This is a genomic window from Bacillus sp. BS3(2021), from assembly GCF_021043345.1.
Classification (GTDB): Bacteria; Bacillota; Bacilli; order Bacillales; family Bacillaceae; genus Bacillus; species Bacillus paralicheniformis.
The window spans coordinates 367213-391253 of the sequence record NZ_JAJNDM010000004.1; the positions used below are offsets into that span (position 1 = coordinate 367213).

Below are 24041 nucleotides of genomic sequence, written 5' to 3' on the forward strand. Positions count from 1 at the left end.
AAGTATACAGAGGCGCTTTTTGAACATACTACCTTCTATTAAATGTATTAAAAAGGAGGAAGTGATTTGTCAAATCAGGGCAATTTCAAAAAAACGATCTCTCTGCTTGACCTGATTTTGATCGGCATGGGAGCGATATTCGGCTCGGCTTGGCTGTTTGCCGTCAGCAATGTCGCTTCAAAAGCCGGGCCCGCGGGAAGCTTTTCGTGGATTATCGGCGGCGTCATTATCCTTTTAATCGGCCTCGTTTATGCCGAGCTGGGAGCTGCTTTGCCGCGGACGGGCGGGATTATCCGCTATCCGGTGTATACCCACGGCCACCTTGTCGGATACTTGATTTCATTTATCACGATCGTTGCCTATACAAGCCTGATTTCAATCGAAGTGACCGCTGTCAGGCAATACGTAGCTTATTGGTTTCCCGGTTTGACGATAAAAGGTTCTGAATCGCCGACGATTATCGGCTGGCTTTTGCAGTTTGTGCTGCTTTGTTTGTTCTTTTTACTCAATTATTGGAGTGTCAAAGCGTTTGCGAAATCAAATTTAATCATTTCGGTTTTTAAGTATTTTGTTCCTTTGACGATCATTGTCGTATTGATATTCCATTTTAAGTCGGCCAACTTTGCGGGAGAATTTGCCCCGTTTGGCTTTGGCGGGGTGCAGGCGTCCATTTCGACCGGCGGGGTGATGTTTGCATACCTCGGTCTTCATCCGATCGTTTCGGTCGCCGGTGAAGTGAAAAATCCGCAGCGGAACATCCCGGTCGCTCTGCTGATTTGCATCATTGTTTCGGCTTGCATTTATACGATACTGCAAGTGGTGTTTATCGGAGCCATCCCGACTGATATGCTGAATGACGGCTGGAAAGCGATCGGCAAGGAATTTTCTCTTCCATTCAAAGACATCGCGGTGCTTCTTGGGATGGGCTGGCTTGCCACTCTTGTCGTTCTGGATGCGATCTTATCACCCGGCGGAAACGGCAATATTTTTATGAATACGACGTCGCGCTTGGTTTATGCATGGGCGCGGAACGGCACGTTGTTCAAAGTGTTTGCCAAGGTGAATAAATCGACGGGAATTCCGCGTCCGTCGTTGTGGCTGTCGTTCGCGCTCGCCGTTTTTTGGACGCTTCCTTTTCCGTCTTGGGACGCGCTCGTCAATGTTTGCTCTGTAGCCCTGATTCTTTCCTATGCGATTGCTCCGGTTTCAGCGGCAGCGCTGAATGTGAATGCCAAGCAGCTCAACAAGCCTCTGCAAATCAAGGGGATGGCTGTCATTGCTCCTGTCTCCTTCGTATTTGCGTCGTATATCGTCTATTGGTCAGGCTGGAACACCGTGTCATGGCTGCTCGGATCCCAGCTCGTGATGTTTGCCGTTTATTGCGCGTGTAAAAAATATGTTCCCCAAGACGATGTTTCGTTTGCACAGCAGCTTAAATCAAGCTGGTGGATTGTCGGTTATTATGTCATGCTCTTGATTTTGTCGTATCTCGGCTCATTCGGTAACGGCGTGGGCCTATTGAGGACGCCGGTCGATTTAATCTTGATCGCAGCAGGATCGATTGCGGTATTTTACTGGGCGAAATATACGGCCCTTCCAAAGGCAGTCATTGATTATGATGAGAAAAAAGAAGAAACCGTTTAAATAAGAATCCCCCGCGTATGGACTGCGGGGGATTCACGCGTTTTCATTACAGTTGCGGAAGATCTTTAGCTGTTTCGGCAGCTTTGGTATCAACTTGAATTTGTTGAGATAAATTGGCAGGATGGTAATAACCTTTTGACATCATATAGTTTGTGATCTGTTCATGAGTATCAATCGCGTCGTTTAAATACTGCTTAAGCGTTTCACGCACTTCTGGAGAAGATGTTTCTGTGATAGCAGTGGCAATGTTTTTGACACCGGTTTTCGCTGAGATTAAAAAGTCGGTCGCTATCACTTGTTCAGTCATCGCGCCCATTCCTGTCATGTTTTGGATGAATTCGTTCATACGGTTTCACCTCTCATTGACAGCAGTCCTTGCAAATGCTCGATCTGATGCTTTGTTTGGGAAGCATCCCGTTCCAAGATGTCGCGAAGCTCTTGATCCTGCACCATTCCCGTCATTGTTGATGACTTAGTCAGGCAAAGGTTTTTAAACATTAACAGCTCATGCAGTTCCAATGTTTCATGAATCCCATTATTCAATTGCAAACATTCCTTTCAGATTTGTTATGGTGTGAAGGACACATCATTAGTATCAAGGTTCGTTAGCGGGATTATTCTGTTTGCTATTTTACAATAAATTACATGTTGCTGTCAGGCTTTTCTGACGCGAAAGAATTTGGTCAAGAGCCAGGTTCCTTGCGGAAAACTGAGCGTGAGCTGCCAGACACCGCCGCCGCCAAGTCCGTATTCGATGATGAGTTGCAGTTTTTTTCCAATACTGCGTGCGTCTTCAAACCATATGATGTGCCTTCTGCCTTGTTCATCTGTGTATTGGAGAAAAGGGGACTCAGACTTTGTATCATATTGAATCGGTACCTGGTGCTTCATGGCGAGCTGAACGGCGCCTTGGTTGGCGATTCCCGGGTATACGGTACCAGGCTGATAGGGCAGCGTCCAGTTATAGCCGTAAAGCGGAAAGCCGAGAATGATTTTTTCTTTTGGAATATGGCGAAGGGCAAATTGAATCGTCTGCCGGACTTCATTGATCGGAGCGACGGGGCCGGGTTCGCTTGTTCCGTGGTGCCAGTCGTATGCCATGATAAAGACAAGGTCGCTCACTGCGCCGATTCCGCCATAGTCATACCCTTTCAGCCAGGCGATATTTTCATTTGTTTTCGGCGGAACGGCAACCGTCAACACATAACCGGAAGGCTTCAGCCGCTCTTTCAACAGGCGGAGAAAACCTGAAAATAAATCTCTGTCTTCCTCCACAATCTGTTCGAAATCAATATTGACGCCAGCATATCCTTTTCTGGAAATCGTTTGAACAATATTGTCGATGAGTCGGTTTCTTACGACAGGCTGATTTAATACGCGGTGCGCAAGAGACGGACTAAAGCCTGTTTCTGTCAGATTGGTGACTGTCATGAGGGGAGGAACGCGCCGCCTCCAGGCCGTTTGTACCGCCGGTGAATCATTCAGCTCGCTTAACGATCCGTCGCTTGAAATATGGTATTCAAAAAATGCCAGATATGTGGCGTAGGGGGCAAAATTATGAATCAATTCCTGGTCTAAGCCGGGGTTTCTCAATGTGTAATATCCTAAAGCGGTGATCGGTTTTTTCCGTAATTCCGGAATCGTCACTTTCATCCCCGGCCTCATATTGGCAGGCGTTACAGACGGATTTGCTTTTTGCAATGCTTCGGCGGTTACAAACGTTCGGCGGGCGATCGAATCATAATTGTCTCCCGGCTGAACCGTATATGTATAAAGCGGTATTAAAAGAGCCTGTCCGGGGACAATGTTTGTTTCGACCAACCCGTTTACCAATCGGATCTGGTCAATCGAAATTCCGAACCTGGCACCGATGACAAATAATGAATCTCCCGGCTGAACCGTATAAATAAACAACGGGCACACTTCCTTTTGTTCCTCTGTATGTGACAGGGGTTTTATGCTATGTCTATGACCGGAGCTGAAGGATCATGCGCCGATTTTCTCAATCGGATTGGTGAATAGATCCGTGAAGCGGATAATTCTTGACTGATCGATCTAAAAAGTGTATTCTTCAAATAAAGGAGGTGATAAAGGCTTGGGAAGAAGCAAAGAATTCGATACCGCCCTCGTCCTTCATAAAGCAATGGAGGTTTTCGGCCAATTCGGCTATGAAGGCGCATCGATGCAAGAGCTGCTCAGCCGCCTGGGAATTGCCAGGCAAAGTCTGTACAATACATTCGGCACGAAACGGGATCTGTTTATAGCCGCTCTTACAAGATATCTTGATGATAAAAATGCTCAAGTAATCGCCAGGCTTGAAAGCCCCGGCTCAGTGAAGCAATCGGTTCGGCAGATCTTTCAGGAAAGCTTAAACGCTCTGAAAGACCCCGAGCGCTCAAAGGCATGCTATATCATCAACAGTGCAATTGAACAAATTCCCCGTGATCAAGAGGTTGCCGAATACTTTGATAAGCAGACAAAGCAACTGGAAACCGCCTTTTACAAAGCGCTTGTCCGGGCCGAGTCACAGGGGGAACTAAAGAAGGGAGGTCAAGATCTTTCAGCAGTTGCCCGTTTTTTAAATCAAACCCGGCTGTCGCTCACGTTTCAGGCGAAGTTAACGGGGGACTTTGACGCCCTTCAGGATTTGATCGATGTCAGCCTGTCTGTTCTTGATTAAAGAATTTTTTCGTCAAGGAAGATGGGCTGCCGCTCGTTTTTATCACTATTTTAGACCAAATGGTCAAAAAAGAATGGGGGAAAGAAAATGGCGCATACGATAACCGATGTGATGGAACAATTTTTGCAGTCGATGCTCGAAAAGGATATGGAAAAGTGGATACAGCTTTGGGATCAAGACGCGGTGTTTGAGCATCCATATGCACCGCCAGGTTTTCCTAAAAAACTAGAAGGAAAGTCGGCGATTTACGAATATATAAAGGATTTTCCCGAAAAGATCGATATTGTCCGCTTCACAGCGCCCACTATTCATCAAATGGCAAATACGGGCTATGCAGCTGTCGAATTTGAATGTGAAGGCACGGTGTGCGAGACGGGTCTTCCTTATAACCAACAGTACATCAGCCTTGTAAACATGAAAGAGGGCAAAATTGTTCACTACAAAGATTATTGGAATCCTCTGACTGTCATCGAATCGTTCGGGGGACGGCTGCAGACTTTTTAATGACGTAACAAGGAGTGATAAAAGTGGAGAAAAAAATATTGATTACCGGCGGAACCGGCACGACTGGAAGCCGAATCGCCAAACGGCTTGTACGTTCGGGGGCCGGCGTCCGGATCGCAAGCCGGAGAATGCCTGCAATGGCCGGAACGGAACATGTGTATTTTGACTGGAATGATCAAAAAACTTACAGAGACGCATTAAAAAACACGAACTCATTGTATTTGGTTGCACCTGTCGGTGTATTCGAACCGTCGCCGCTCGTTGTGCCGTTTTTGGAAATGGCAGCGGCATCCGGCGTCCGCCGCATTGTTCTGCTCAGCGCTGCCATTATTGATGAAGACGGACCCGTATTCGGGAAGCTTCATCACGCGGTCAGGCGATATGTTCCTGAATGGACGGTGCTAAAGCCTTCATATTTCATGCAGAATTTTGACCATCAGCATGGCGCTTCGATTCGGAAGAAAAATGAAATCGTCACGGCGTCAGGCAGCGGCAAAGTCGGGTTTATAGATGCAGACGATATTGCTGAAGTGGCTGTGCGCGCATTGCTTGATCAAAAGCCGCATAATACGAGCCATATCTTGACCGGGCCGGAAGCCTTGAGTTATGCTGAAGCCGCGGCAATCATCGGCAGAGCGGCAGGCCGCGACGTCAGGCATGTCAATGTCGAAGTGTCCGCTTTGAGGGAAAGGTATATAAAAGCAGGATTATCTCCCGATTATGCCGGATTCATGTCGGAACTAGACGAGAAAATCAAGAATGGCAAAGAAAACCGCATCACAGATACAGTGGAACGCATCACGGGAAAAAAACCGCGTTCACTGGCTGATTTCGCCAATGAACACGCCGGACGCTGGCGTCTGCTTTAACTCGTTCCTGAGACTGAACGGTCTTTTCTCTTTATTTTTGACCGTTCAGTCTAATTAGTAGAATGTTTCGTTGATTTCCCATGACTCAACTGTACAGTAGGCCAAGTGAGGGTCCATACCCATGCCCATTAAATAAGCCATTGCCGCTACTTCTTCCATGGCGTGGTGATAGGAAGTGGTTTGCGCTTCATTTAAACCGTAATGAACAAAAGGCGCAACTGTGCACAACGTCTTATGTTTCAAGTGCGGAAACAACGGACATTTGATGTGGTGCACGGCTGCTTCGGCGTGCTGATACTGGGGGATATGCATATGCTGTTCGGGAGCCGGTGTCTGCTGTAAATGTTCTACATTCTCCATTTCTTTTCGTCCTTTCTTGCGCGGATTTTCGTTGTATTCTATGTTCCGCTCATGCCCCGTGTGTTAGACGGCTGTCACGGTTTACCGGTTTTTTAGGCAAATCAACAGACAGAAAGGTCAAATACCGGTAGACTTTAAGCAGGATAAAAAAAGGAGGTATTTTTATGGCTAAACATCATTTTTACCTTCAGGCAGACTGGCCTGGAAAACGTAACGACATCGGAAGGATTGAAAGCGGGAATTTAAAAACAGAAATTTCAATTCCAAAGGAAATGGACGGTCCGGGGGCAGGGACAAACCCTGACGAAATGCTGCTCGGCGCCGCTGCGACTTGCTATATCATCACGCTTGCAGCCATGATGGAAAGAAGCGGATTGGAAAAAGAGAGCCTGACGATGGAATCCGAGGCTGTTGTCGATGTGACAGGCGGGGTGTTTACGTACGAAAAAATCATTCACAGACCTCTGATCCGCCTTCCGAAAGAAGCGGCGGAAAAAGAGGTCCAACTTGCCGAAAGACTGGCTGAAAAGGCGGAGACATCCTGTATGATATCAAGGGCGGTTCAGGGCAATGTCGCCATTGAATTAGACCCGAAGATTGTCGTCTCCAAAGCGGATTAGATTTCGATCGTGAGCTGAGCCTTTTGGTCTGCGGCGTCAGCATGCTTTGAATTGAGCAAAAAGACGCCGCAGATGATCAATACAAGCCCAATAAGAGTTTTGAGATTGAATGGCTCCTGAAATATAAAATACCCGATCGCAGCTGTCAAAGCCGTCCCGGTGCCGGCCCAAGTCGCATAAGCCGCAGATAAAGGCAGTGTTTTTAATGAAAAGCTCAGAAACGTAAAAGAAGCCGCAAAACCGATTATGACACCGGCCGCGGGCAGGGGGGCGCTAAAGCCTTCTGACAGCTTCAGCATCGTGCTTCCGAATACTTCGGACAAAATGGCAGCCGCCAAAAAGATCATGCCTTTCATGACATTCTCCTCCTTATGACAGATTGATCAGGACAACGCCTGACACGAGACAAATAATGCCGGCGATATTTCGCCGGTTCAGCTTTTCTTGAAACCACAAGACGCCGATGATTGCAGTCAGAACGGTGCCCGCTCCGCTCCAAGTCGCATAGGAGAGGCTTAGCGGGATGACCTGCAATGTGAGCGACATCATGTAAAATGCGAGACCGTAGCCGATCACTACGAGAACCGACGGCCGCCAGCGCGCGAACCCGTCAGAGATTTTCAGCATGGCGGCTGCCGCCGCTTCTGACAAGATGGCGATCAGCAGAAAAATGTAGCCTGCAATCATATGAAATCCTCCTCTATCAATGTTATTCCATGATTCAAAAGGAGAGCTTTCTCTTCGTCAGCCAGCAGTTCCAATTGAAACAAAAGACTTTGACCATTTGCCAGCGCTCTTTTCACACAACTCACGCTGCGGTTTAAGACATGCTGCCGCAGCAAGGGCGCTTGTACAAAGTTAGTTTTCATTCGAATATCAAAAAACGCAGCCCATAAACGATCTTAAAGTGTTAAAGGTGTATTCCGCAATCGTCATGAGGCCGCTTCAAAGATTTCTTCTTTTTTAGACATAAAAAAAACCCGTATTACTAACCGGTTGGTAAAATCCATCTTAATTGATGCAAAAGTTCTAAGTCAAGAAAAAAGTTATGTAAAAAGGCCCCTGGAAGAGCCTTTATCTGTCAGAAAAAAGGATAGTAAGGATACGGCGGATACGGATATCCCCAAGGGCCGAGAAGCGCTCCGGCAGTAAGTCCGCCCAAAAAACCTCCGAAGAAGGGGCCCGGACCGAAAAACGGACGCGGGCCGAAAAACGGGCGCCCAAAAGGTCCGCCAAAGAAAGGTCTGCCGATGATGCGCTGGTTGTCGTCGCCGTATACAGGAGCGTGCTCGAAATGATTCATAAAAAAATCCCTCCAATAATAAAATGAAACCTGACTAACATCACTGTATTCTGCCCAGCCGTTTTTGCTTGGGCGCCCGTCGTATTTTTTAGTGAAGCCGCCCTTAAAAAGGAGTGAATGAAACATGACGCTGTATCAGTCGGATTGGTCAAAAGCGCCTCCCCATGCCCACGCCTACAGGGCGAGAACATCGACTGCCAATGGCCATTACCACCTAATTGAAGGCTTTTCCCAGCCGGCAAACGGGAGCAATACAGATGGGCACGTTCATTTTTATTCCGGCATCACTTCTTTCGATAAGGGACATTATCACAGGTATTACGCGATTACGGGGCCCGCGATTCCGCGGGCGGACGGCACGCATTATCATGAAATCGGGGGCACGACCTATCTGGCATATTCTGCGGCTCCCCCGATCAGATTTGGCGGAGTCGTGTATGTAAGCGATGGAATAAAGGAGAGGCACCGGCATACTTTTAAGGGTTCCACAAGAGAAATCGTGGGGAATGAGCCGATAGGGTGGTGAGGGAATGTTTGGAAAACAATGAAAACGGGTAAAATGAAATGGGTGTTTTTGAACGTGAAATGGTATAATGGGAGGAGCTTGTTTAAAGAGAGTGATCAGCAGTGAATAAAACGAAACCGCCGGTCATCGTTTTGATCGGACCGACCGCTGTCGGTAAAACAAAATTAAGCGTGATGCTGGCCGAGCATTTGAATGCGGAAATTATCAGCGGAGATTCGATGCAGATTTACAAAAGAATGGATATCGGCACAGCAAAAATTAAAGAAGAAGAAATGAACGGGGTTCCGCATCACTTGATCGATATTAAAGAACCGACGGAATCTTTCTCGGTTGCTGAATATCAGGAGATCGTCAGACAAAAAATCGCAGAGATTGGCAGGCGAGGGAAGCTTCCGATGATTGTGGGGGGGACAGGGCTCTATATCCAGTCTGTCCTTTACGACTATTCATTCACAGAGGAAGCGGGCGACCCTGAGTTCCGAGCGGAGATGGAGGCGCTCTCTGACAAGAGAGGAGCCGAATATGTTCACTGTCTATTGAAAGAGCGCGATCCCGGAGCGGCAAAAGCCATTCATCCAAACAATAAACGAAGGGTCATCAGGGCGCTTGAAATTTTCCATACGACAGGAAAAACGATGTCTGAACATATGGAAGGACAGCGGAAAGAGCTTTTATACACCACGGCTCTCATCGGTTTGACGATGGAGCGGGAAGTGCTGTATGACAGGATCAACAGCCGCGTAGACCAGATGATGGATGAGGGGCTGCTGAATGAAGTGAAACAGCTTTATGATGAAAACATAAGAAATTGCCAGTCTGTTCAGGCCATCGGGTACAAAGAGCTTTATGCGTACCTTGAAGGCAGAGCGTCCTTGGAAGAGGCGGTTGAGACGTTGAAGCGGAATTCGAGACGCTACGCCAAAAGACAGCTGACATGGTTCAGAAATCAAATGGATGTCGCCTGGTATGACATGACGCCCCCTGTCAATATCGAGCAGAAAAAACAGGAAATTTTCACTTACATAGCAGGAAAGCTCGAACTTTAATCGAAACAGTATGGTATAGAGAAACAAGGAGGACCAGAAACATGAAATCGATAAATATTCAAGATCAGTTTTTGAATCAGATTCGGAAAGAAAGTACATTTGTCACGGTCTTTTTACTGAATGGATTTCAGCTGCGCGGACAAGTAAAAGGATTTGACAACTTTACAGTGTTGATTGAATCGGAAGGAAAGCAGCAGCTTATATACAAACATGCCATTTCCACATTTGCACCGCAAAAAAACGTTCAACTCGAACTCGAATAGCGATTTACGGCTAAAAGACCATGCCTGGCATGGTCTTTTCAGATTGCCTGACAAAATCCTGAAACAGTTTACTGTTTTGGGATTTTGTCGTTTTCGAGGCGACTTTACAATCAACTGCGGCCGTTGCCGGTCCGAGCAGGAGTCTGGGAATAAAAGGAACGGAGACCAATTGCTGGACATCCTGTCTAAAACGCCGCCGTCATCACGTCCTGTGAAAGACCGAGGCATTCAAATTTACAAAGCGGCATCTAATCGCTAAACTAAGTAGTGTTTACATCAATTCAGTTTGAAAATGAAAAGGAATGAGCGAACAATGAAACCTAAGATCGTCATCAACCATTGGGAAGAGACGTGTGAAGATGATTCCTGCTATGAATACGGCACAAGTATTCTCGTCAACGGAAAAGAACTTGTCAGGGAAGCGTCGATCATGACGGCTGTTCAGTCGGTTCTTAAGGAACTCGGCATCGAAGCCGATATTAAAGAGGTATGCGAGAACAAGTGCTGTGACACTTACAAAAAATAAGCGAAAAAGTCTAGTCTACTAACTCAATTTTTTTCGTGTTATGATAGATTTCGGTTTGTGAGTAGGATGAGCGAACGGCTCTCATTCTACTCATATTTCTTTGGCCTTAGGCCTCCTAAGCTGAAGCAAATTGTGAACTTTCATCAACCTGAGCACAATATATTGTGTTTTCTTGAATGATAGTATACTATATATTGTGTAAGGTTCGAGTTGAAAGACTCGGAAACAATTTTACTAGGTCGTGATAATGATGATTCAGATCGTATTTGATTCAAAAACGGGAAACGTTCAGCGCTTTGTGGATAAGACGCCTTTTCGCAATAAACGGAAAGTCAGCACAGAGGAGTATCTAGACGAACCGTTTGTTTTGATCACGTACACGACAGGGTTTGGGGAAGTTCCGAAAACGACTGAGATGTTTCTTGAGAAAAACGCCCATCTTCTTTTGGGAGTTGCGGCAAGCGGAAACAGAGTGTGGGGAGACAATTTTGCGAAAAGCGCAGAAAAAATCTCGAAGCAGTATCAGGTTCCGATTCTCGGCAAATTTGAGCTCAGCGGGACGGCCAAAGACGTTGAACTGTTTACTCAGGAGGTAGAAAGAATTGTCACAAAATCAAGTGCCAAAATGGATCCAGTTAAACAATGAGATCATGATCCAAAAAGACGGGAAATTCCAGTTTGATAAAGATAAAGAAGCTGTACATAGTTATTTTGTAGACTATATCAACCAAAATACGGTATTTTTCCATGATCTGAAAGAGAAAATCGATTACTTAATCAAGAATGACTACTATGAAGAAGAGTTTTTAAGCCGCTACACGTTCGAAGAAATCAAGGAAGTGTTCAAAGAGGCTTACGCTAAAAAATTCAGATTCCCGTCCTTTATGAGCGCTTTTAAGTTTTACAATGACTATGCGCTGAAGACAAACGACAAGAAAAAAATTCTTGAACGCTATGAAGACAGAATCTCTATCGTAGCTTTATTTTTTGCAAACGGGGATAAGGAGAAGGCGAAGGAATTCGTCAGAATGATGATCAACCAGGAGTATCAGCCGAGCACGCCGACGTTCTTAAATGCCGGCCGCAAACGCCGAGGAGAGCTGGTCAGCTGCTTCCTCTTGGAAGTCAATGATTCCTTGAACGACATCTCGAGAGCGATTGATATTTCAATGCAGCTGTCAAAGCTAGGCGGAGGCGTATCGTTGAACCTTTCAAAACTGCGTGCGAAAGGCGAAGCGATCAAAGACGTCGAAAACGCGACAAAAGGCGTCGTCGGCGTGATGAAGCTTCTTGACAACGCATTCCGTTACGCTGATCAGATGGGACAAAGACAAGGCTCAGGGGCTGCATACTTAAACATTTTCCACCGCGACATCAACGATTTCCTCGATACGAAGAAGATTTCGGCTGATGAGGATGTCCGGGTGAAAACATTGTCCATCGGAGTCGTCATTCCAGATAAATTCATCGAGCTTGCAAGAGAGGATAAAGCGGCATACGTATTCTATCCGCACACCGTTTATAAAGCGTACGGCGAGCACCTCGATGAAATGGACATGAACGAGATGTACGACCGGCTTGTGGAAGATCCGCGCGTCAAAAAAGAAAAAATCCACCCGCGCAAGATGCTCGAAAAGCTTGCGATGTTAAGATCGGAATCAGGATATCCGTACATTATGTTCCAGGACAATGTCAACAACGCGCATGCGAACAATCATATTTCCAAGGTTAAATTTTCCAACCTTTGCTCAGAGGTTCTTCAGGCTTCACAGGTTTCTTCATACACAGACTACGGTCAAGAAGATGAGATCGGCCTTGACATCTCCTGCAACCTTGGTTCATTGAACATATTGAACGTCATGAAAAACAAATCGCTTGAGCAGACGGTTAAGCTTGCAACCGATTCGCTGACGCACGTTTCTGAAACGACGAACATTACGAACGCACCGGCGGTCAAAAAAGCGAACAAAGCGATGAAATCCATCGGCCTTGGAGCGATGAACCTGCACGGATTCCTGGCACAGAACAATATCGCCTACGAAAGTGAGGAAGCGAGGGACTTCGCGAACACTTTCTTTATGATGATGAACTTTTACTCGATTGAACGGTCTGCCGAAATCGCCAAAGAAAAAGGTGAGACGTACCATAACTACGAAGGTTCGGCTTACGCAACGGGTGAATACTTCGAAAAGTATGTTACACAAGATTTCTCGCCTAAATTCGAAAAAGTGGCCAAGCTTTTTGAAGGCATGCACATCCCGACAAAAGAAGACTGGGAACAGCTGAAACAGTTTGTCAAAGAACACGGATTGTATCACAGCTACAGACTGTGCATCGCACCGACCGGGTCCATTTCATATGTACAGTCAAGTACGGCATCAGTCATGCCGATCATGGAGCGGATTGAAGAAAGAACTTACGGCAACTCCAAGACGTACTATCCGATGCCTGGACTTGCGCCGAGCAACTGGTTCTACTATAAAGAAGCGTATGATATGGACATGTTCAGAGTTGTCGACATGATCTCGACGATTCAGCAGCACGTTGACCAAGGCATAAGCTTTACATTGTTCCTGAAAGATACAATGACGACACGCGATCTGAACCGGATCGATCTTTATGCCCACCATAAAGGAATCAAAACACTTTACTATGCAAGAACGAAGGATACAGGGCAAGAAGGCTGCCTTTCTTGTGTCGTTTGATTAAAGGAGAGTATGCGAAAGTGACGAAAATTTATGATGCAGCAAACTGGTCAAAGCATGAAGATGATTTTACCCAAATGTTTTACAACCAAAATGTGAAGCAATTTTGGCTTCCGGAAGAGATTGCGCTTAATGGAGATCTTCTGACATGGAAGTACTTGGGTAAAAATGAACAGGACACATACATGAAGGTGCTCGCGGGGCTGACGCTTCTCGATACAGAGCAGGGGAACACGGGAATGCCCCTTGTCGCTGAGCATGTGGAAGGGCATCAGCGCAAAGCGGTGCTGAACTTCATGGCGATGATGGAAAACGCGGTCCACGCCAAGTCCTATTCAAACATTTTCATGACGCTTGCCCCGACAGAGACGATCAACGAAGTCTTTGAATGGGTTAAACAAAACAAATATTTGCAGAAAAAAGCTCAGGTCATTGTCGGACTCTATGAGAAAATCCGCCAGGGCGATAAAATTTCGCTGTTTAAAGCGATGGTCGCATCCGTTTATTTAGAAAGCTTCCTGTTTTACAGCGGCTTCTACTACCCGCTTTATTTTTACGGACAGGGCAAGCTGATGCAAAGCGGCGAAATCATCAACCTGATCTTGCGGGACGAAGCGATTCACGGCGTCTATGTCGGCCTGCTCGCTCAGGAAATTTACAATCAGCAGACACCTGAGAAAAAAGAAGAGCTGTACGCGTTTGCCATTGATCTATTAAAAGAGCTTTATGAAAATGAGCTTGAATATACAGAAGATCTGTACGACCAGGTCGGCCTTTCACACGACGTGAAGAAGTTCATCCGCTATAATGCCAACAAAGCGCTGATGAACCTTGGCTTTGAAGCTTATTTTGAAGAAGAAGAGATCAATCCGATTGTGTTGAACGGGTTGAATACGAAAACGAAGTCACACGACTTCTTCTCAATGAAAGGAAACGGCTATAAAAAAGCAACAGTTGAACCGATAAGAGACGACGATTTTTACTTTGACGATAAGTAAGCCGGCCGGGCTAAAAGGGCGCATCCGCGCCCAAGCCCCGCCTTTCAGTTATAGATACACGGCAAAATGAGAGCAGAACGAATCTGCTCTTTTCACTTTGAGGAGGAAACGGATACAATGGGAAAAATGGATGAAATCATTCTCGTGGTCCCGCGGGAAAACGTATTTGCAAATGAAACGCTGACCTTCCAGGGCGTCAACAGCGACGGTGAGAAGGTCGGGAAGATCATGGCGCATATTGAACAGCACTTCAGTGAAATGAGAAGGGGAGACGCCGAAGATGATCCTGCGTTTAAACAGCCGATCCCTTATGTTGTCATCAAAAGAGAAGACGAAATATTTGTATACGAGCGGCTCGAAGGCGGAGGGGAAGCGCGGCTTCACAACAAGCTGTCACTCGGCTTCGGCGGCCACATGAACTTTGCCGAAGGGCTTGATTTTTCCGGTATTCTGAAGTTAAACACAGACCGTGAACTTGATGAAGAGCTTCTGATTGAGGAATCAGATAAAGAAAAAATGGTGACGCTCGGACTGATTAATGATGATGAAAACAGCGTCGGAAAAGTACATATCGGAATCCTTTCAGCGCTTGAATTAAAACCGGGCGCACACGTTGAAGTCAAAGAAAAGGAGCAGATTGCCGGCCAGTGGATGAAAGCCAGTGATCTGAAAGATAAAAGCGTCTATGACAGACTTGAATCTTGGTCACAGTTTGTCGTTGATATCTTAGTTTAAATGGGAAAACTCGCTGATTCAGCGAGTTTTCTTTTCGTATTGGACCGGTTTCCATTGAAAAAGTGAGCCCTGCTTTTCAATTAACCCGAAACCAGGGTAGGGGAAATGACACCCGTGGAGCAGGACCTGTCCGTTATAAGCCTGCCGGGCCAGCAGTCTTCTTGTCTTTTCTCCCTCTTTAGGGTCATGCTCAAGCGAAACCCGCAGCTTTGGATTGGAAATGCTTTCGGGAATGTGAAATACGTCATTGATGATCTGACAGACCCCGTCTTTTGTCTGTAATTCAATAGTCAAGTGTCCAGGTGTATGTCCAGGCGTATGGATCAGCTTCAGTCCGGGAAGCAGTTCGGTATCTTTTGTCAGCAGCTTCAGAAACGGCCGGACAGTGGAGAGAATGCGAAACTGTTCAGAGGCAGGCGATTGTTTTGCGTACAGCCATTCTGCTTCACTGATCAGATGAACAGCGTTTGGAAAAGTGGGTTTCCCGTTATTCAGAAGACCTCCCGTATGATCTAAATGACTGTGTGACAAAATGACATAGTCTATGGAATTAGGCTTAATTCCTGCCTGTGTCAGGTGATGAATCAAGTGCCCGCTTTCTTGTCCGCCTGTTTCGCCAAATCCCGTATCAATCAGTATCCGTTTTTCGTTCGTTTCCAGGCAGATAAAGTTCAGCGCTACTTCAAATTCTTCAGGATAATGTTCTGCTTCATGAGGGTCTCCTCCCGCCAAAAAGAAATCCCTTGAAACTCGAAATGCTCCATCAGATAAAAGTGTCATGTGAAAAGAATCGAGTTGAATGCGGTCTGGCTCCTTCATAATAAACCCTTCCCCCTTTGCGTTTGACCGATCTGTCTTTTTATTAGAAGAGGCAGTTTCATTGTGTCTTTTCATTTGCGGTGAGCTTCTTGATCGGTTATTATTAAATCGTAATGATTACGATTTAATAACGGAAGTATAACTAAATCCGTTTGTTCTTTCAACCAAAATACAACTGTTTAAAAGGGAAGGAGCATCATTTCATGCCAAAACTGGAAGAGCTGTATCGGTCCGTCATTATGGATCATGCAAGATACAGGCGAAATTTTCGAAAAATCGATAAACACAGCGCGTATTACGTCCATTACAAAAATCCAACATGCGGTGATGTGATGACTTTGTTTATCGACATTAAAAATGAAAAGATCGAAGACGCAGCTTTTATCGGAGATGGGTGCAGCATCAGCATGGCTTCCTCATCAATCATGACGGAACTGATAAAAGGAAAGACGTTAAAAGAAGCCGGGCTAATGCGTGAAGCGATGGAAAATATGATCAGAAAAGGAGAAGAACCGGCAGAGGATCTGCTGGGAGATGCCGTTTCCCTGATTGGCGTCCATCCGTTACGGGCCCGCCATAACTGTGCCCTGATGCCTTGGCAGGCGCTCGATCGGATCAAGGAGAACGTTTATTAAATGAACATCACATCTAAAGCACTCCGTTTCTAAGGCCGCCAGGCAAAGAATATCGGAAGATTCAAGGGAAAAAAGGGGCAGTGACGAAAGAGGTATGGAAAACGAAACGAATGTAAAGCAGGAAGCGATGGCGCAGCTTAAACGGAAAGGCATTCGAATGACGCCGCAGCGGCTGGCTATCTACCATTATTTTCTAGTCAACAGGAACCACCCCACAATAGCTGAAATTCAACAATCATTGAGGGAGATATATCCTGCCGTCAGTACAGCGACGATATACAACACCATCCGCTATTTTAAACAAGAGGGCCTTATAAAAGAAATGGGGTTTACCGATCCGCTTCGTTTTGATCTGGCTCTAGAGGAACATGATCATGTCATATGCGAAGTATGCGGGAAGATCGTCGATTTTCATTGTCCGCAACTGGAGAAAGTAAAAGACATTGCGGCACGGCTGACCGGATTTAAAGTGACACATCACCGATTGGAACTGTACGGCATCTGCAAAGATTGCCAGGCGAAAAGAAAATACGCCGCTAAAGAGAAAGGGGTTAGATAAAAAATTTGGTTGTGCATAAAACCAAAATCCGATATATTGGTTTTATGATGAAAAATAACATTAAACGAATCAAACGAATTTCGCTTCGGGAAGAAGTGTATCAAACGCTGAAGCGCACCATCGTACATTTGGAACTAAAGCCGGGGGAGCGCCTGCATGATCAGGAGCTTGCAGAGCAGTTTGGCATCAGCCGCACACCTGTCAGGGAGGCGCTCAAACGCCTGGAAGATGAAGGACTTGTTGAAACTGTTCCGGGTTCAGCAACACGTGTAGCACCGTTAAATCGCGAGGAAGCTGAACATGCTTTTACAGTCACTGCAGCACTGCATGCGCTGGCTGTCAAGCTGTCGTTTCCTTTTTTAACGGATTCAGACCTTGATCAACTGGAGGCGCATAATCAAACGTTGCAGCAAGCGATTCAAAAAGAAGACATTATCGAAGCAATCGAATCGGATGCTGCTTTTCATGAGGTGTTTTTACAAGCATCAAAAAACCCGGAAATTACCCGGGCATTGGAGAGAATTTCTTCAAAAATTTATCGCCTTGAGATGTCGCAGTTTTCCTCGATCGGCAGCTTGAAATCTGTCGAACAGCATCAGAACATCATCGATGCCTGCAGACAGGGGGATCGGAATGCGGCCATCAAGCTTGCCGAGGAAAACTGGCTCAGTCTCGGAGACCGATTGGCCGGACATCAGGAAAAGGAGTGAGGGGATTGTGAGGCCGATTATACTGGGCGTTTTTGCAGCCTTCTTTTTTGCTTTTACATTCGTTTTAAACAGGGCGATGGAGCTTGAAGGGGGAAGCTGGATCTGGAGCGCATCGCTAAGATTTATCTTTATGGCGCCTCTTTTATTTGTCATTGTTTGGCTGAGGGGGAACGTAAAAGAACTTTTTCAGGAAATCAAAAAAGCACCGGGCATTTGGCTGAGATGGAGCATCGTCGGCTTCGGCCTCTTTTATGCGCCGCTCTGTTTTGCGGCGGCTTACGGGCCGGGCTGGCTGATTGCAGGAACATGGCAAATCACGATTATTTCCGGCTCCCTTTTGGCGCCGCTTTTTTACGAAACCATCCAAACAAAAACAGGTCCCGTACAGATGAGGGGCAAAATTCCCTATAAAGGGCTGGCGATGTCGTTGATCATTTTAATCGGGGTGGCGCTGATGCAGGCTGAGCATGCGGCACAGCTTTCTTTGCATGAGATGCTGCTGTGCGTCGTGCCGGTTATGTTGGCTTCATTTGCATATCCGCTTGGGAACAGAAAAATGATGGAAGCATGCGCCGGGCGCCTTGATGCTTATCAGCGGGTATTGGGGATGACGTTGGCAAGCCTTCCGTTTTGGCTGATCCTCTCACTGTACGGGCTGGCATCGGCGGGTGCGCCCAGCCGGGGACAAGTCATTCAGTCAGGTTTGGTGGCTGTCTTTTCCGGAATATGCGCAACTGTGCTGTTCTTTGCCGCAACCGATCTTGTAAAAGGGGATATGCGAAAATTAGGGGCTGTCGAGGCCACACAATCGTTTGAAGTGCTGTTTGCTGCCGCTGGTGAAATTTTGCTTCTTTCAAGTCCGCTTCCTGGTGCCATCTCATGGAGCGGCATGGCACTTGTGATTATCGGAATGGTGTTGAACAGCCATGCATCGAATCAAACGCAAAAGCCGGCGATTCAAAGTAAAGCTGCAAAAGCATGAAAAAAGCCTGCGATCTATACGAGACAGATCGCGGGCTTTTCTTGATGATTGTCCCTATTCCTGGTAAATGAAAGCGTCAAATCCGGCGTTTTTGGCTTGCTGAACGAGCGCTTCGGCATTTTCTTTTGAAGAAAAAGCGCCAATTTGCACTTTGTAAAGGCTGTCCCTGTAAATCACAAGGGCATCAAACCCTTTCGCTTCCGCTTGAGCGGCAAGCGAATCGGCATTGGCTTTGGTCCTGAAAGCGCCGATCTGCACTTTATAGAGAGCTGCTGCGTTTTTGGAAAGGTTAAATGCCCTTGCGAGTCCGTTGGCGTGGCCTCTGGCAATGGATTGAATAAACGCGGAAGACTTCAGTTTCTCGGCGTCGCTTGTATTGTCTACAAAGCCATTTTCCGTAAGGAGTGCGGGCATGGCTGTTTCTCTTAGAACATGAAAATTGGCCGTTTTCTTGCCGCGATCCCTGAAATCGACAACTTTTAAAATCTCTTCATGCATGATATCCCGATAGGTGGTGGTAGGTGCGCCGACGCCGGGATAAATGTAATCCTCGAAACCTGTCCCGCCCCCGGCATTCATGTGAATCGATAGAAAGTAGTCCGCTCCCCAGCTGTTCGCGGCGTTCGTGCGTTGCGTCAGACTGACAGTTTGGTCGCTTGTCCTGCTCAACAGGACTGAAACATTTTGATATTCATTCAGCAGCATATTTCTTAAAGCCAAGGCGGTTTGCAATGTTAACTGTTTTTCTTGCAAACCATTAGCTGAAGCACCTGTATCAGACCCGCCATGGCCGGGATCGATAAAAATTTTTACCACAAGACATCACCTCAATAGACAGTCTATGAACAGATGGACATGAAGGGTTGTACGAACGCCACAATATTGCAGAATTTTGTAAATATTCAACTTATTATAGAGCATCATATTCTCTTCAGGCAAGAGGTTGCATTTTTAATGTTTTTATCATATAATTCAATTACGCTGCATTGTACGTAATGATAATTAAGTTTTAACCTTTAAGCTGTAATAGGGAGTTTTATATCGGAACCGGAATGTCATGCCTTCCTCGAAAGGACGACAGGAACGTTTCTGCAGACACCCACTTTGAGGAGTGTGGTTTAAAACTTTCTTACTTGCATACGGCAATTGCAGCACTTCACTTAAGTCATTTGAATAAAATGGCTTTTTTTATTTGCTTAAAATCGGTTTACTGTAAATGTTTTATGTAAACTAACTTGCTGTAAATAAAGGGCGGACACCGCCCTTTTATTCATTTTAAAGAAAAACGAATGCCTGAATTCCAGCAAGTAGAAGGTGCAAAAATGACTGGCATCAAAAATGCTGAATGATGATAATTCCCGTGATCATCAGGACAATTCCCAGCATGCGCTGCACATTTAAGCGGTGTTTGGGGGTTCCGAACCAGCCAAAATGATCGATGATGAGGGCGATGATCATTTGGCCGCTTAAAGCCAAAACAACAGTAAGTGACGCTCCGACAATCGGCAAAAGCAAAATATTGGATGTGATAAAGATGACGCCAAGTATTCCGCCAGTCCAGAGCCACCAAGGGCTGCCCGTGATAAAGGTTTTTGCTGTATGTAAATTGTTTAAATGAAATAACCGCCGATGTTCAATGATCGACGTAAGAAAGAGAAGAATGACCATTCCAACCAAAAACGAAATAAGTGAAGCGATAAAAGGTGATTGGAGAGCATTTCTCAGCTCTGAATTAATAGATGTTTGAATCGGTGATGCCATTCCGGCAAAAAGCCCGAGCATCATGTAAAGAAAAACGTTCATAGTGTTGTTTTTCATCGGTGATGAACTCCCTTGCTATTAATATTTTTTGATAATGAAAACCCCGGAGATGATGAACAAAATGCCGATGATTCTAGGAAAGTTTAATTCATGAACGGGAATATGAAACCATCCGAAGTGATCGATGGCCAGAGCCATCACCATCTGCCCAAGCAAAGTGACGACAACTGTCAGTGCTGATCCAAGACGCGGAAGCAACAAAATATTTGAAGTTAAATAAAAAACGCCTAAACATCCGCCTCCAATGAGGATCCACAAGGGGATGGAAGGGAGAAGTCCGATGATAGACAAAAAATGGCGCTCTGTCACTAAGGCGACAATGACCAGGATAAGCGTACCGGCAAAAAAAGATATGGCCGCCGCCCCGTAAGGAGACCCGATCTTCATGCCTAGCCGTGAATTAATTGAGGTTTGAACAGGAATGGCCATTCCGGCCAAAATCCCGGCTATAAGTATTAAAATGATCATATTTTTAAAAACTCCTTTTTGCCGTAATTGGAACGATTATTTCAAAGCTGAAAGTCTTGTTGTTTTTGAGGGACACTTTGTATTTTGGCGAAAAGGAGTTCATGATGCAAGTGCTGATTGATGAAAAGAATTCAAAATTTGCAGCTTTGTATCTATATCATGTTTTTCTTTTTTGAAAATCATGTTTCAAGAAGATTTTGAGATTCAATAAGGTGATGTAGCGATAAAAAAACCAAAGAGGACTCCGGCTGAGTTCTCTTTGGTTTTTGTAAGTCCGGTTCCTCGTGTTCAAAGCCGTAAAATCTCTCCATAAAAAGTAAGTTGGAATCCCGGCAAAATTCAGCTCATCCAAATCGTACAAGCAAATTTTCATGAAAGAAGAATTGTTAAACTGAAAAAAGTCCTATAAACTACAAGTAATATTTTGTTAGGGGGTGGGAACGTGTTCAACGAAAGAGAGGCGCTCCGATTAAGACTGGAACAACTGAACAATGCCGAGATACAAGCCATACGCGAACTCCAAAATGAGCGGAAAGACATTTATTCGAGGCTGCGGGAATTAGATCATCAAAAAGTTTCATCATCACATCATAAAAAAACGTTATTAGAATTAGTCGATGAAACTGTAAATCTCTTGAAAAAATAAACCGAAAGCCGTTTGATCCAGTGGCCGTGAGAGGGATGAAAGAATGAAATAGAGGTTTTGCTTTGCTCATATTTTGTAATTGCGCGAAAAATGGAAAGGTTAGCAACTTGACTAGGAAAAAAACATTGTATAAGATTATTCTTACAAATCCAATAGGATTAACGGCCCTAAAACTGACTGACTTGTCAATCGAGATTGAGGGTAAGGAGGGAAACACTTGGGAAATACGGATACAAGAGAAGAATTGCTACATATCGCGCTTGAGATTTTTGCTACGAAAGGATATCATGCGACAAAAATATCAGACATCGTAAAACAGGCTGGCGTTGCACAGGGAACTTTTTACTGGCACTTCAAAAGCAAAGAAGAAATCGCCAAGGAAATCATAGACAAGGGGAAAGAAAACCTTCTTGCAGCCATTCATCAAGGCTACAGGCAGACGTTTGCTCTTACAGATGACATGATCCAATCCACGACAGCCCTTATGAAAAGAATTTTTACGTTTGCACAGGAGAACCGAAACTTAATGACGTTTTTATTAGTCAAGGGACAAGGCGCCGATCCGGAAATCAGGGAGGCAATCGAAGAGGCGCTGATCAGTGTTGAACAAGCATTTAAAAAGAACATCCAAAGGGCTACAGAGCTTGGCATGCTAAATTCCTCCCATAATACTGATCTGCAGGCCACCATGTTAACAAGTCTTGTGTTGGGCACACTATCAAAATGGCTGTTTGGGCCAAAGCATGATCTGAATTATGTCCCCAAGTTTTCAGTTGATGAAATGACTGAAGAATTGGTTCATTTTGAATTTTTCGGGCTGATTGGCCAAAGGAGGAATTAAACTTGTCTATTATTCAAAAAACAAATGGAGAGTTTGGGATTTTTCATGAAGCCGGTATGCAGGCCAAGGGGTCTTTCACTCCGAATTCAGACGGCCTTTCGCCGATTGAGCTGTTGGAAGCTTCATTAGGGATGTGTATCACCATTTCTTTGCAAAGGATGTTTGAAAGGGACGGCATAGAAGTGCAGGAGGATGAATTTTCAGTTTCTGTTTCCGCCGCTAAAGCGCCCGATGGCCCGTCCCGTGTTGAAAAATGTACGGTTAGCGTCAAATTGCCCGAGCATCTTCCGACCGACTATAAAAAGAAATTAATCACCTCTGCTGAAAGGGCATGTACAATCGGCAATACGTTAAAACGAGGGGTAACGATTGATACGAATATGGTGTAACAACCTACATGATGAAACGAAGGAGCATGAAAATGGAAAACAACAGTAAAAAACCTTCCTATACAAATGCTGATGATTTTGCTGTTACATCAGTGCCTGAAAATAAGAGAAAATCGATTTTTAACATTACGATTACAAGCTGTGCCTGGATTATCTCATTGTCGACGATTGTGACTGGAGGAGCGCTGATCCAGGGATTGAATTTTGCGCACGCCGTTTTGGCTGCCGTCTTAGGTATGCTGATTCTTGCGGTCTATGGCTTTTTTCAAGGTGTAATGGGTGCAAAATACGGAATATCGACAACCGTTCTTGCCCGTCAGGCTTTTGGACGCTACGGATCGAGCCTTTTTGGAATCGTCTTGGCGCTGACGCTGGGAATCGGCTGGTTTGGCTGGCAGGTTGCTTTTTTCGGCACGACCATTTCTGAAATGTTTCCGGGTGTTTGGCTTGCGAAGCCTGAAGTCGCCATCGTTTGGGGCGGTATTTTAATGATCCTTACCGCTTTTATAGGATATCGCGGACTTGCCGCTTTAAGCTTTATCGCTGTACCTTTAGTCGTCATCTTTTCTATATGGGGCATTGTGAGTGCTGTCAATTATTCTGGAAGCTGGTATAACTTGCTGACGTTTCATCCGACAGGGGACCCTATGACGATATTTGCCGGAATTACAATCGTAGTTGGAAATGCTGCATTGGGTGCGGTTGTTTTTCCTGATGTGACGAGATATGCAAAAGGAGCGGTTTCAGGAGGAATAGGTGCGTCTGTCGGTTATTTCCTTGGAGGTGTTTTCTGTCTTGTTGCAGGAGCGGCAATGGCCATTGCTGCGAATGTTCCGGATATCGGGTCAACACCGAATATTCCTGCCGCGATGAGCAAGCTCGGACTTGGATTTTTGGCATTTTTCATCATCGTTTTTGCACAGTGGACGACGAATGATAACAATTTGTATACCGGATCTCTGGGGCTTCGCAATGTTGTGAACATTCCTAAGAAAGCACTTGTGGCGATCATGGGCGTGATCGGCATCATGATTGCATTATTAGGTGTCCAGAATATGTTTGTGCCATTCTTAACATTTTTAGGTTTGTATGTTCCGCCGATCGCAGGCGTGATGATCGCAGATCATTGGATCACAGCACCTGTCATCAAGAAAAAACAATATCGATTCGGGGCTGGAACAACTTATTCGAAGCTGAATGTTGCGGCGATTCTTTCGGTGATCATCGGAGGTTTTACCGCTTCAAAGGTAACGTTCGGCATCGGACCGATTAACTCTACTATACTTGCATTTTTGATTTATATCGTTTTTACATTTATTTTCACAAAATTAAATCTCCGTTACGAAATCGGAGAAGCGACAGAGGAATCGTCTGGTTTTTAAGCGGATAAGG

31 protein-coding genes, 1 other RNA gene and 1 pseudogene are annotated in these 24041 nt (G+C 45.5%); 22 read left to right on the forward strand and 11 right to left on the reverse strand.

Going from position 1 to position 24041, the window contains the following annotated elements; genetic code table 11:
* The first annotated feature begins 66 nt into the window (after positions 1–66).
* Positions 67–1644, forward strand: a complete 1578-nt coding sequence (locus LQ247_RS11855; RefSeq protein WP_101560859.1) for an APC family permease — start codon at positions 67–69, stop codon at positions 1642–1644.
* Positions 1645–1690: 46 nt separating this feature from the next.
* Here LQ247_RS11855 and LQ247_RS11860 read toward each other — a convergent pair whose 3' ends face one another.
* The 3 genes from LQ247_RS11860 to LQ247_RS11870 form a co-directional block, all read right to left on the reverse strand.
* On the reverse strand, positions 1691–1990 hold the full coding sequence (locus LQ247_RS11860) for a spore coat protein (protein WP_020451487.1): 300 nt from the start codon (positions 1988–1990) through the stop codon (positions 1691–1693).
* On the reverse strand, positions 1987–2187 hold the full coding sequence (locus LQ247_RS11865) for a spore coat protein (RefSeq protein ID WP_023857660.1): 201 nt from the start codon (positions 2185–2187) through the stop codon (positions 1987–1989). Before LQ247_RS11865 ends, LQ247_RS11860 begins: the two co-directional genes overlap by 4 nt.
* A 111-nt stretch (positions 2188–2298) precedes the next feature.
* Positions 2299–3558, reverse strand: coding sequence for a glycosyl hydrolase family 18 protein (locus tag LQ247_RS11870; RefSeq protein WP_231006093.1), 1260 nt, complete (start codon positions 3556–3558; stop codon positions 2299–2301).
* Between the two features lie 181 nt (positions 3559–3739).
* On the opposite strand from LQ247_RS11870, the gene LQ247_RS11875 reads away from it, so the two are divergent.
* The 3 genes from LQ247_RS11875 (at position 3740) to LQ247_RS11885 (ending at position 5697) form a co-directional block, all read left to right on the forward strand.
* Positions 3740–4324: a TetR/AcrR family transcriptional regulator gene (locus tag LQ247_RS11875; protein WP_020451490.1), complete on the forward strand. Its 585-nt coding sequence runs from the start codon at positions 3740–3742 to the stop codon at positions 4322–4324.
* Between the two features lie 87 nt (positions 4325–4411).
* Positions 4412–4828 (forward strand): nuclear transport factor 2 family protein, encoded by a 417-nt coding sequence (locus LQ247_RS11880; protein ID WP_020451491.1) that lies wholly within the window; start codon positions 4412–4414, stop codon positions 4826–4828.
* 17 nt (positions 4829–4845) lie between these two features.
* Complete coding sequence (locus LQ247_RS11885; protein WP_188016680.1) at positions 4846–5697, forward strand: NmrA family NAD(P)-binding protein; 852 nt, start codon at positions 4846–4848, stop codon at positions 5695–5697.
* Between the two features lie 54 nt (positions 5698–5751).
* On the opposite strand, the gene LQ247_RS11890 is transcribed toward LQ247_RS11885, so the two are convergent.
* The gene (locus tag LQ247_RS11890; protein WP_020451493.1) at positions 5752–6057 is read right to left on the reverse strand and encodes a hypothetical protein; all 306 of its coding nucleotides are present in this window, start codon (positions 6055–6057) and stop codon (positions 5752–5754) included.
* A 164-nt stretch (positions 6058–6221) separates the two neighbouring features.
* On the opposite strand from LQ247_RS11890, the gene LQ247_RS11895 reads away from it, so the two are divergent.
* Positions 6222–6677, forward strand: a complete 456-nt coding sequence (locus LQ247_RS11895; RefSeq protein WP_059231941.1) for an OsmC family protein — start codon at positions 6222–6224, stop codon at positions 6675–6677.
* Here LQ247_RS11895 and erbB read toward each other — a convergent pair.
* The 3 genes from erbB to LQ247_RS11910 form a co-directional block, all read right to left on the reverse strand.
* Positions 6674–7033 carry an SMR family multidrug efflux transporter EbrB gene (gene erbB, locus LQ247_RS11900; protein ID WP_020451495.1) on the reverse strand — a complete coding sequence of 120 codons (360 nt, stop codon included), beginning with the start codon at positions 7031–7033 and terminating at the stop codon, positions 6674–6676. The two genes, LQ247_RS11895 and erbB, sit on opposite strands and share 4 nt — an antisense overlap.
* 13 nt (positions 7034–7046) lie before the next feature.
* Positions 7047–7385, reverse strand: coding sequence for an SMR family multidrug efflux transporter EbrA (gene erbA, locus LQ247_RS11905; RefSeq protein WP_080131392.1), 339 nt, complete (start codon positions 7383–7385; stop codon positions 7047–7049).
* Between the two features lie 373 nt (positions 7386–7758).
* Positions 7759–7980, reverse strand: a complete 222-nt coding sequence (locus LQ247_RS11910; protein ID WP_020451497.1) for a hypothetical protein — start codon at positions 7978–7980, stop codon at positions 7759–7761.
* A gap of 124 nt (positions 7981–8104) precedes the next feature.
* Between LQ247_RS11910 and LQ247_RS11915 the strand changes: the two genes are divergently transcribed.
* The 8 genes from LQ247_RS11915 (at position 8105) to LQ247_RS11950 (ending at position 14779) form a co-directional block, all read left to right on the forward strand.
* The gene (locus LQ247_RS11915; RefSeq protein ID WP_020451498.1) at positions 8105–8506 is read left to right on the forward strand and encodes a YmaF family protein; all 402 of its coding nucleotides are present in this window, start codon (positions 8105–8107) and stop codon (positions 8504–8506) included.
* Between the two features lie 101 nt (positions 8507–8607).
* Complete coding sequence (miaA, locus tag LQ247_RS11920) at positions 8608–9552, forward strand: tRNA (adenosine(37)-N6)-dimethylallyltransferase MiaA (protein ID WP_025811482.1); 945 nt, start codon at positions 8608–8610, stop codon at positions 9550–9552.
* A gap of 41 nt (positions 9553–9593) precedes the next feature.
* Positions 9594–9815, forward strand: a complete 222-nt coding sequence (gene hfq, locus LQ247_RS11925; RefSeq protein ID WP_020451500.1) for an RNA chaperone Hfq — start codon at positions 9594–9596, stop codon at positions 9813–9815.
* Between the two features lie 313 nt (positions 9816–10128).
* Entirely contained in the window at positions 10129–10341 is a 213-nt protein-coding gene (locus LQ247_RS11930) for a hypothetical protein (RefSeq protein WP_020451502.1), read from the forward strand.
* A gap of 250 nt (positions 10342–10591) precedes the next feature.
* The gene (gene nrdI, locus LQ247_RS11935) at positions 10592–10987 is read left to right on the forward strand and encodes a class Ib ribonucleoside-diphosphate reductase assembly flavoprotein NrdI (protein WP_020451503.1); all 396 of its coding nucleotides are present in this window, start codon (positions 10592–10594) and stop codon (positions 10985–10987) included.
* Entirely contained in the window at positions 10944–13046 is a 2103-nt protein-coding gene (gene nrdE / locus LQ247_RS11940; protein ID WP_020451504.1) for a class 1b ribonucleoside-diphosphate reductase subunit alpha, read from the forward strand. Before nrdI ends, nrdE begins: the two co-directional genes overlap by 44 nt.
* A 20-nt stretch (positions 13047–13066) precedes the next feature.
* Entirely contained in the window at positions 13067–14044 is a 978-nt protein-coding gene (gene nrdF, locus LQ247_RS11945) for a class 1b ribonucleoside-diphosphate reductase subunit beta (RefSeq protein ID WP_020451505.1), read from the forward strand.
* Between the two features lie 117 nt (positions 14045–14161).
* On the forward strand, positions 14162–14779 hold the full coding sequence (locus LQ247_RS11950; protein WP_231006094.1) for a hypothetical protein: 618 nt from the start codon (positions 14162–14164) through the stop codon (positions 14777–14779).
* Between the two features lie 18 nt (positions 14780–14797).
* On the opposite strand, the gene LQ247_RS11955 is transcribed toward LQ247_RS11950, so the two are convergent.
* A complete protein-coding gene (locus LQ247_RS11955; RefSeq protein ID WP_231006095.1) occupies positions 14798–15598 on the reverse strand; it encodes an MBL fold metallo-hydrolase in 801 nt (266 codons plus the stop codon).
* A 203-nt stretch (positions 15599–15801) separates the two neighbouring features.
* Here LQ247_RS11955 and sufU point away from each other — a divergent pair, with 203 nt between their 5' ends.
* From sufU to LQ247_RS11975, 4 genes are all read left to right on the forward strand, one after another.
* The gene (gene sufU, locus LQ247_RS11960; RefSeq protein ID WP_020451508.1) at positions 15802–16233 is read left to right on the forward strand and encodes a Fe-S cluster assembly sulfur transfer protein SufU; all 432 of its coding nucleotides are present in this window, start codon (positions 15802–15804) and stop codon (positions 16231–16233) included.
* A gap of 94 nt (positions 16234–16327) precedes the next feature.
* Positions 16328–16792, forward strand: a complete 465-nt coding sequence (locus LQ247_RS11965) for a Fur family transcriptional regulator (RefSeq protein ID WP_231006096.1) — start codon at positions 16328–16330, stop codon at positions 16790–16792.
* A gap of 44 nt (positions 16793–16836) precedes the next feature.
* Positions 16837–17502 (forward strand): GntR family transcriptional regulator, encoded by a 666-nt coding sequence (locus tag LQ247_RS11970; RefSeq protein WP_026579697.1) that lies wholly within the window; start codon positions 16837–16839, stop codon positions 17500–17502.
* A 7-nt stretch (positions 17503–17509) separates the two neighbouring features.
* Positions 17510–18484: a DMT family transporter gene (locus tag LQ247_RS11975; protein WP_020451510.1), complete on the forward strand. Its 975-nt coding sequence runs from the start codon at positions 17510–17512 to the stop codon at positions 18482–18484.
* A 54-nt stretch (positions 18485–18538) separates the two neighbouring features.
* Here LQ247_RS11975 and LQ247_RS11980 read toward each other — a convergent pair whose 3' ends face one another.
* Entirely contained in the window at positions 18539–19300 is a 762-nt protein-coding gene (locus LQ247_RS11980) for an N-acetylmuramoyl-L-alanine amidase (protein WP_023857646.1), read from the reverse strand.
* Positions 19301–19459: 159 nt separating this feature from the next.
* Between LQ247_RS11980 and ssrS the strand changes: the two genes are divergently transcribed.
* Positions 19460–19643, forward strand: a non-coding RNA gene (ssrS, locus tag LQ247_RS11985) — 6S RNA.
* A 173-nt stretch (positions 19644–19816) separates the two neighbouring features.
* Here the strand turns inward: ssrS and LQ247_RS11990 are convergent.
* The gene (locus LQ247_RS11990; protein WP_020451514.1) at positions 19817–20302 is read right to left on the reverse strand and encodes a DMT family transporter; all 486 of its coding nucleotides are present in this window, start codon (positions 20300–20302) and stop codon (positions 19817–19819) included.
* A gap of 21 nt (positions 20303–20323) precedes the next feature.
* Positions 20324–20773, reverse strand: a complete 450-nt coding sequence (locus LQ247_RS11995; protein ID WP_023857645.1) for a DMT family transporter — start codon at positions 20771–20773, stop codon at positions 20324–20326.
* 442 nt (positions 20774–21215) lie between these two features.
* On the opposite strand from LQ247_RS11995, the pseudogene LQ247_RS22315 reads away from it, so the two are divergent.
* The 4 genes and pseudogenes from LQ247_RS22315 to LQ247_RS12015 all read left to right on the forward strand — a co-directional run.
* Positions 21216–21338, forward strand: a pseudogene (locus tag LQ247_RS22315) (hypothetical protein); the annotation flags it as partial.
* Positions 21339–21636: 298 nt separating this feature from the next.
* Positions 21637–22260, forward strand: a complete 624-nt coding sequence (locus tag LQ247_RS12005) for a TetR/AcrR family transcriptional regulator (protein WP_025811499.1) — start codon at positions 21637–21639, stop codon at positions 22258–22260.
* Positions 22261–22262: 2 nt separating this feature from the next.
* Positions 22263–22649: an OsmC family protein gene (locus LQ247_RS12010; protein WP_020451518.1), complete on the forward strand. Its 387-nt coding sequence runs from the start codon at positions 22263–22265 to the stop codon at positions 22647–22649.
* A gap of 32 nt (positions 22650–22681) precedes the next feature.
* Positions 22682–24031, forward strand: a complete 1350-nt coding sequence (locus LQ247_RS12015; RefSeq protein WP_231006097.1) for a cytosine permease — start codon at positions 22682–22684, stop codon at positions 24029–24031.
* Positions 24032–24041: the final 10 nt, after the last annotated feature.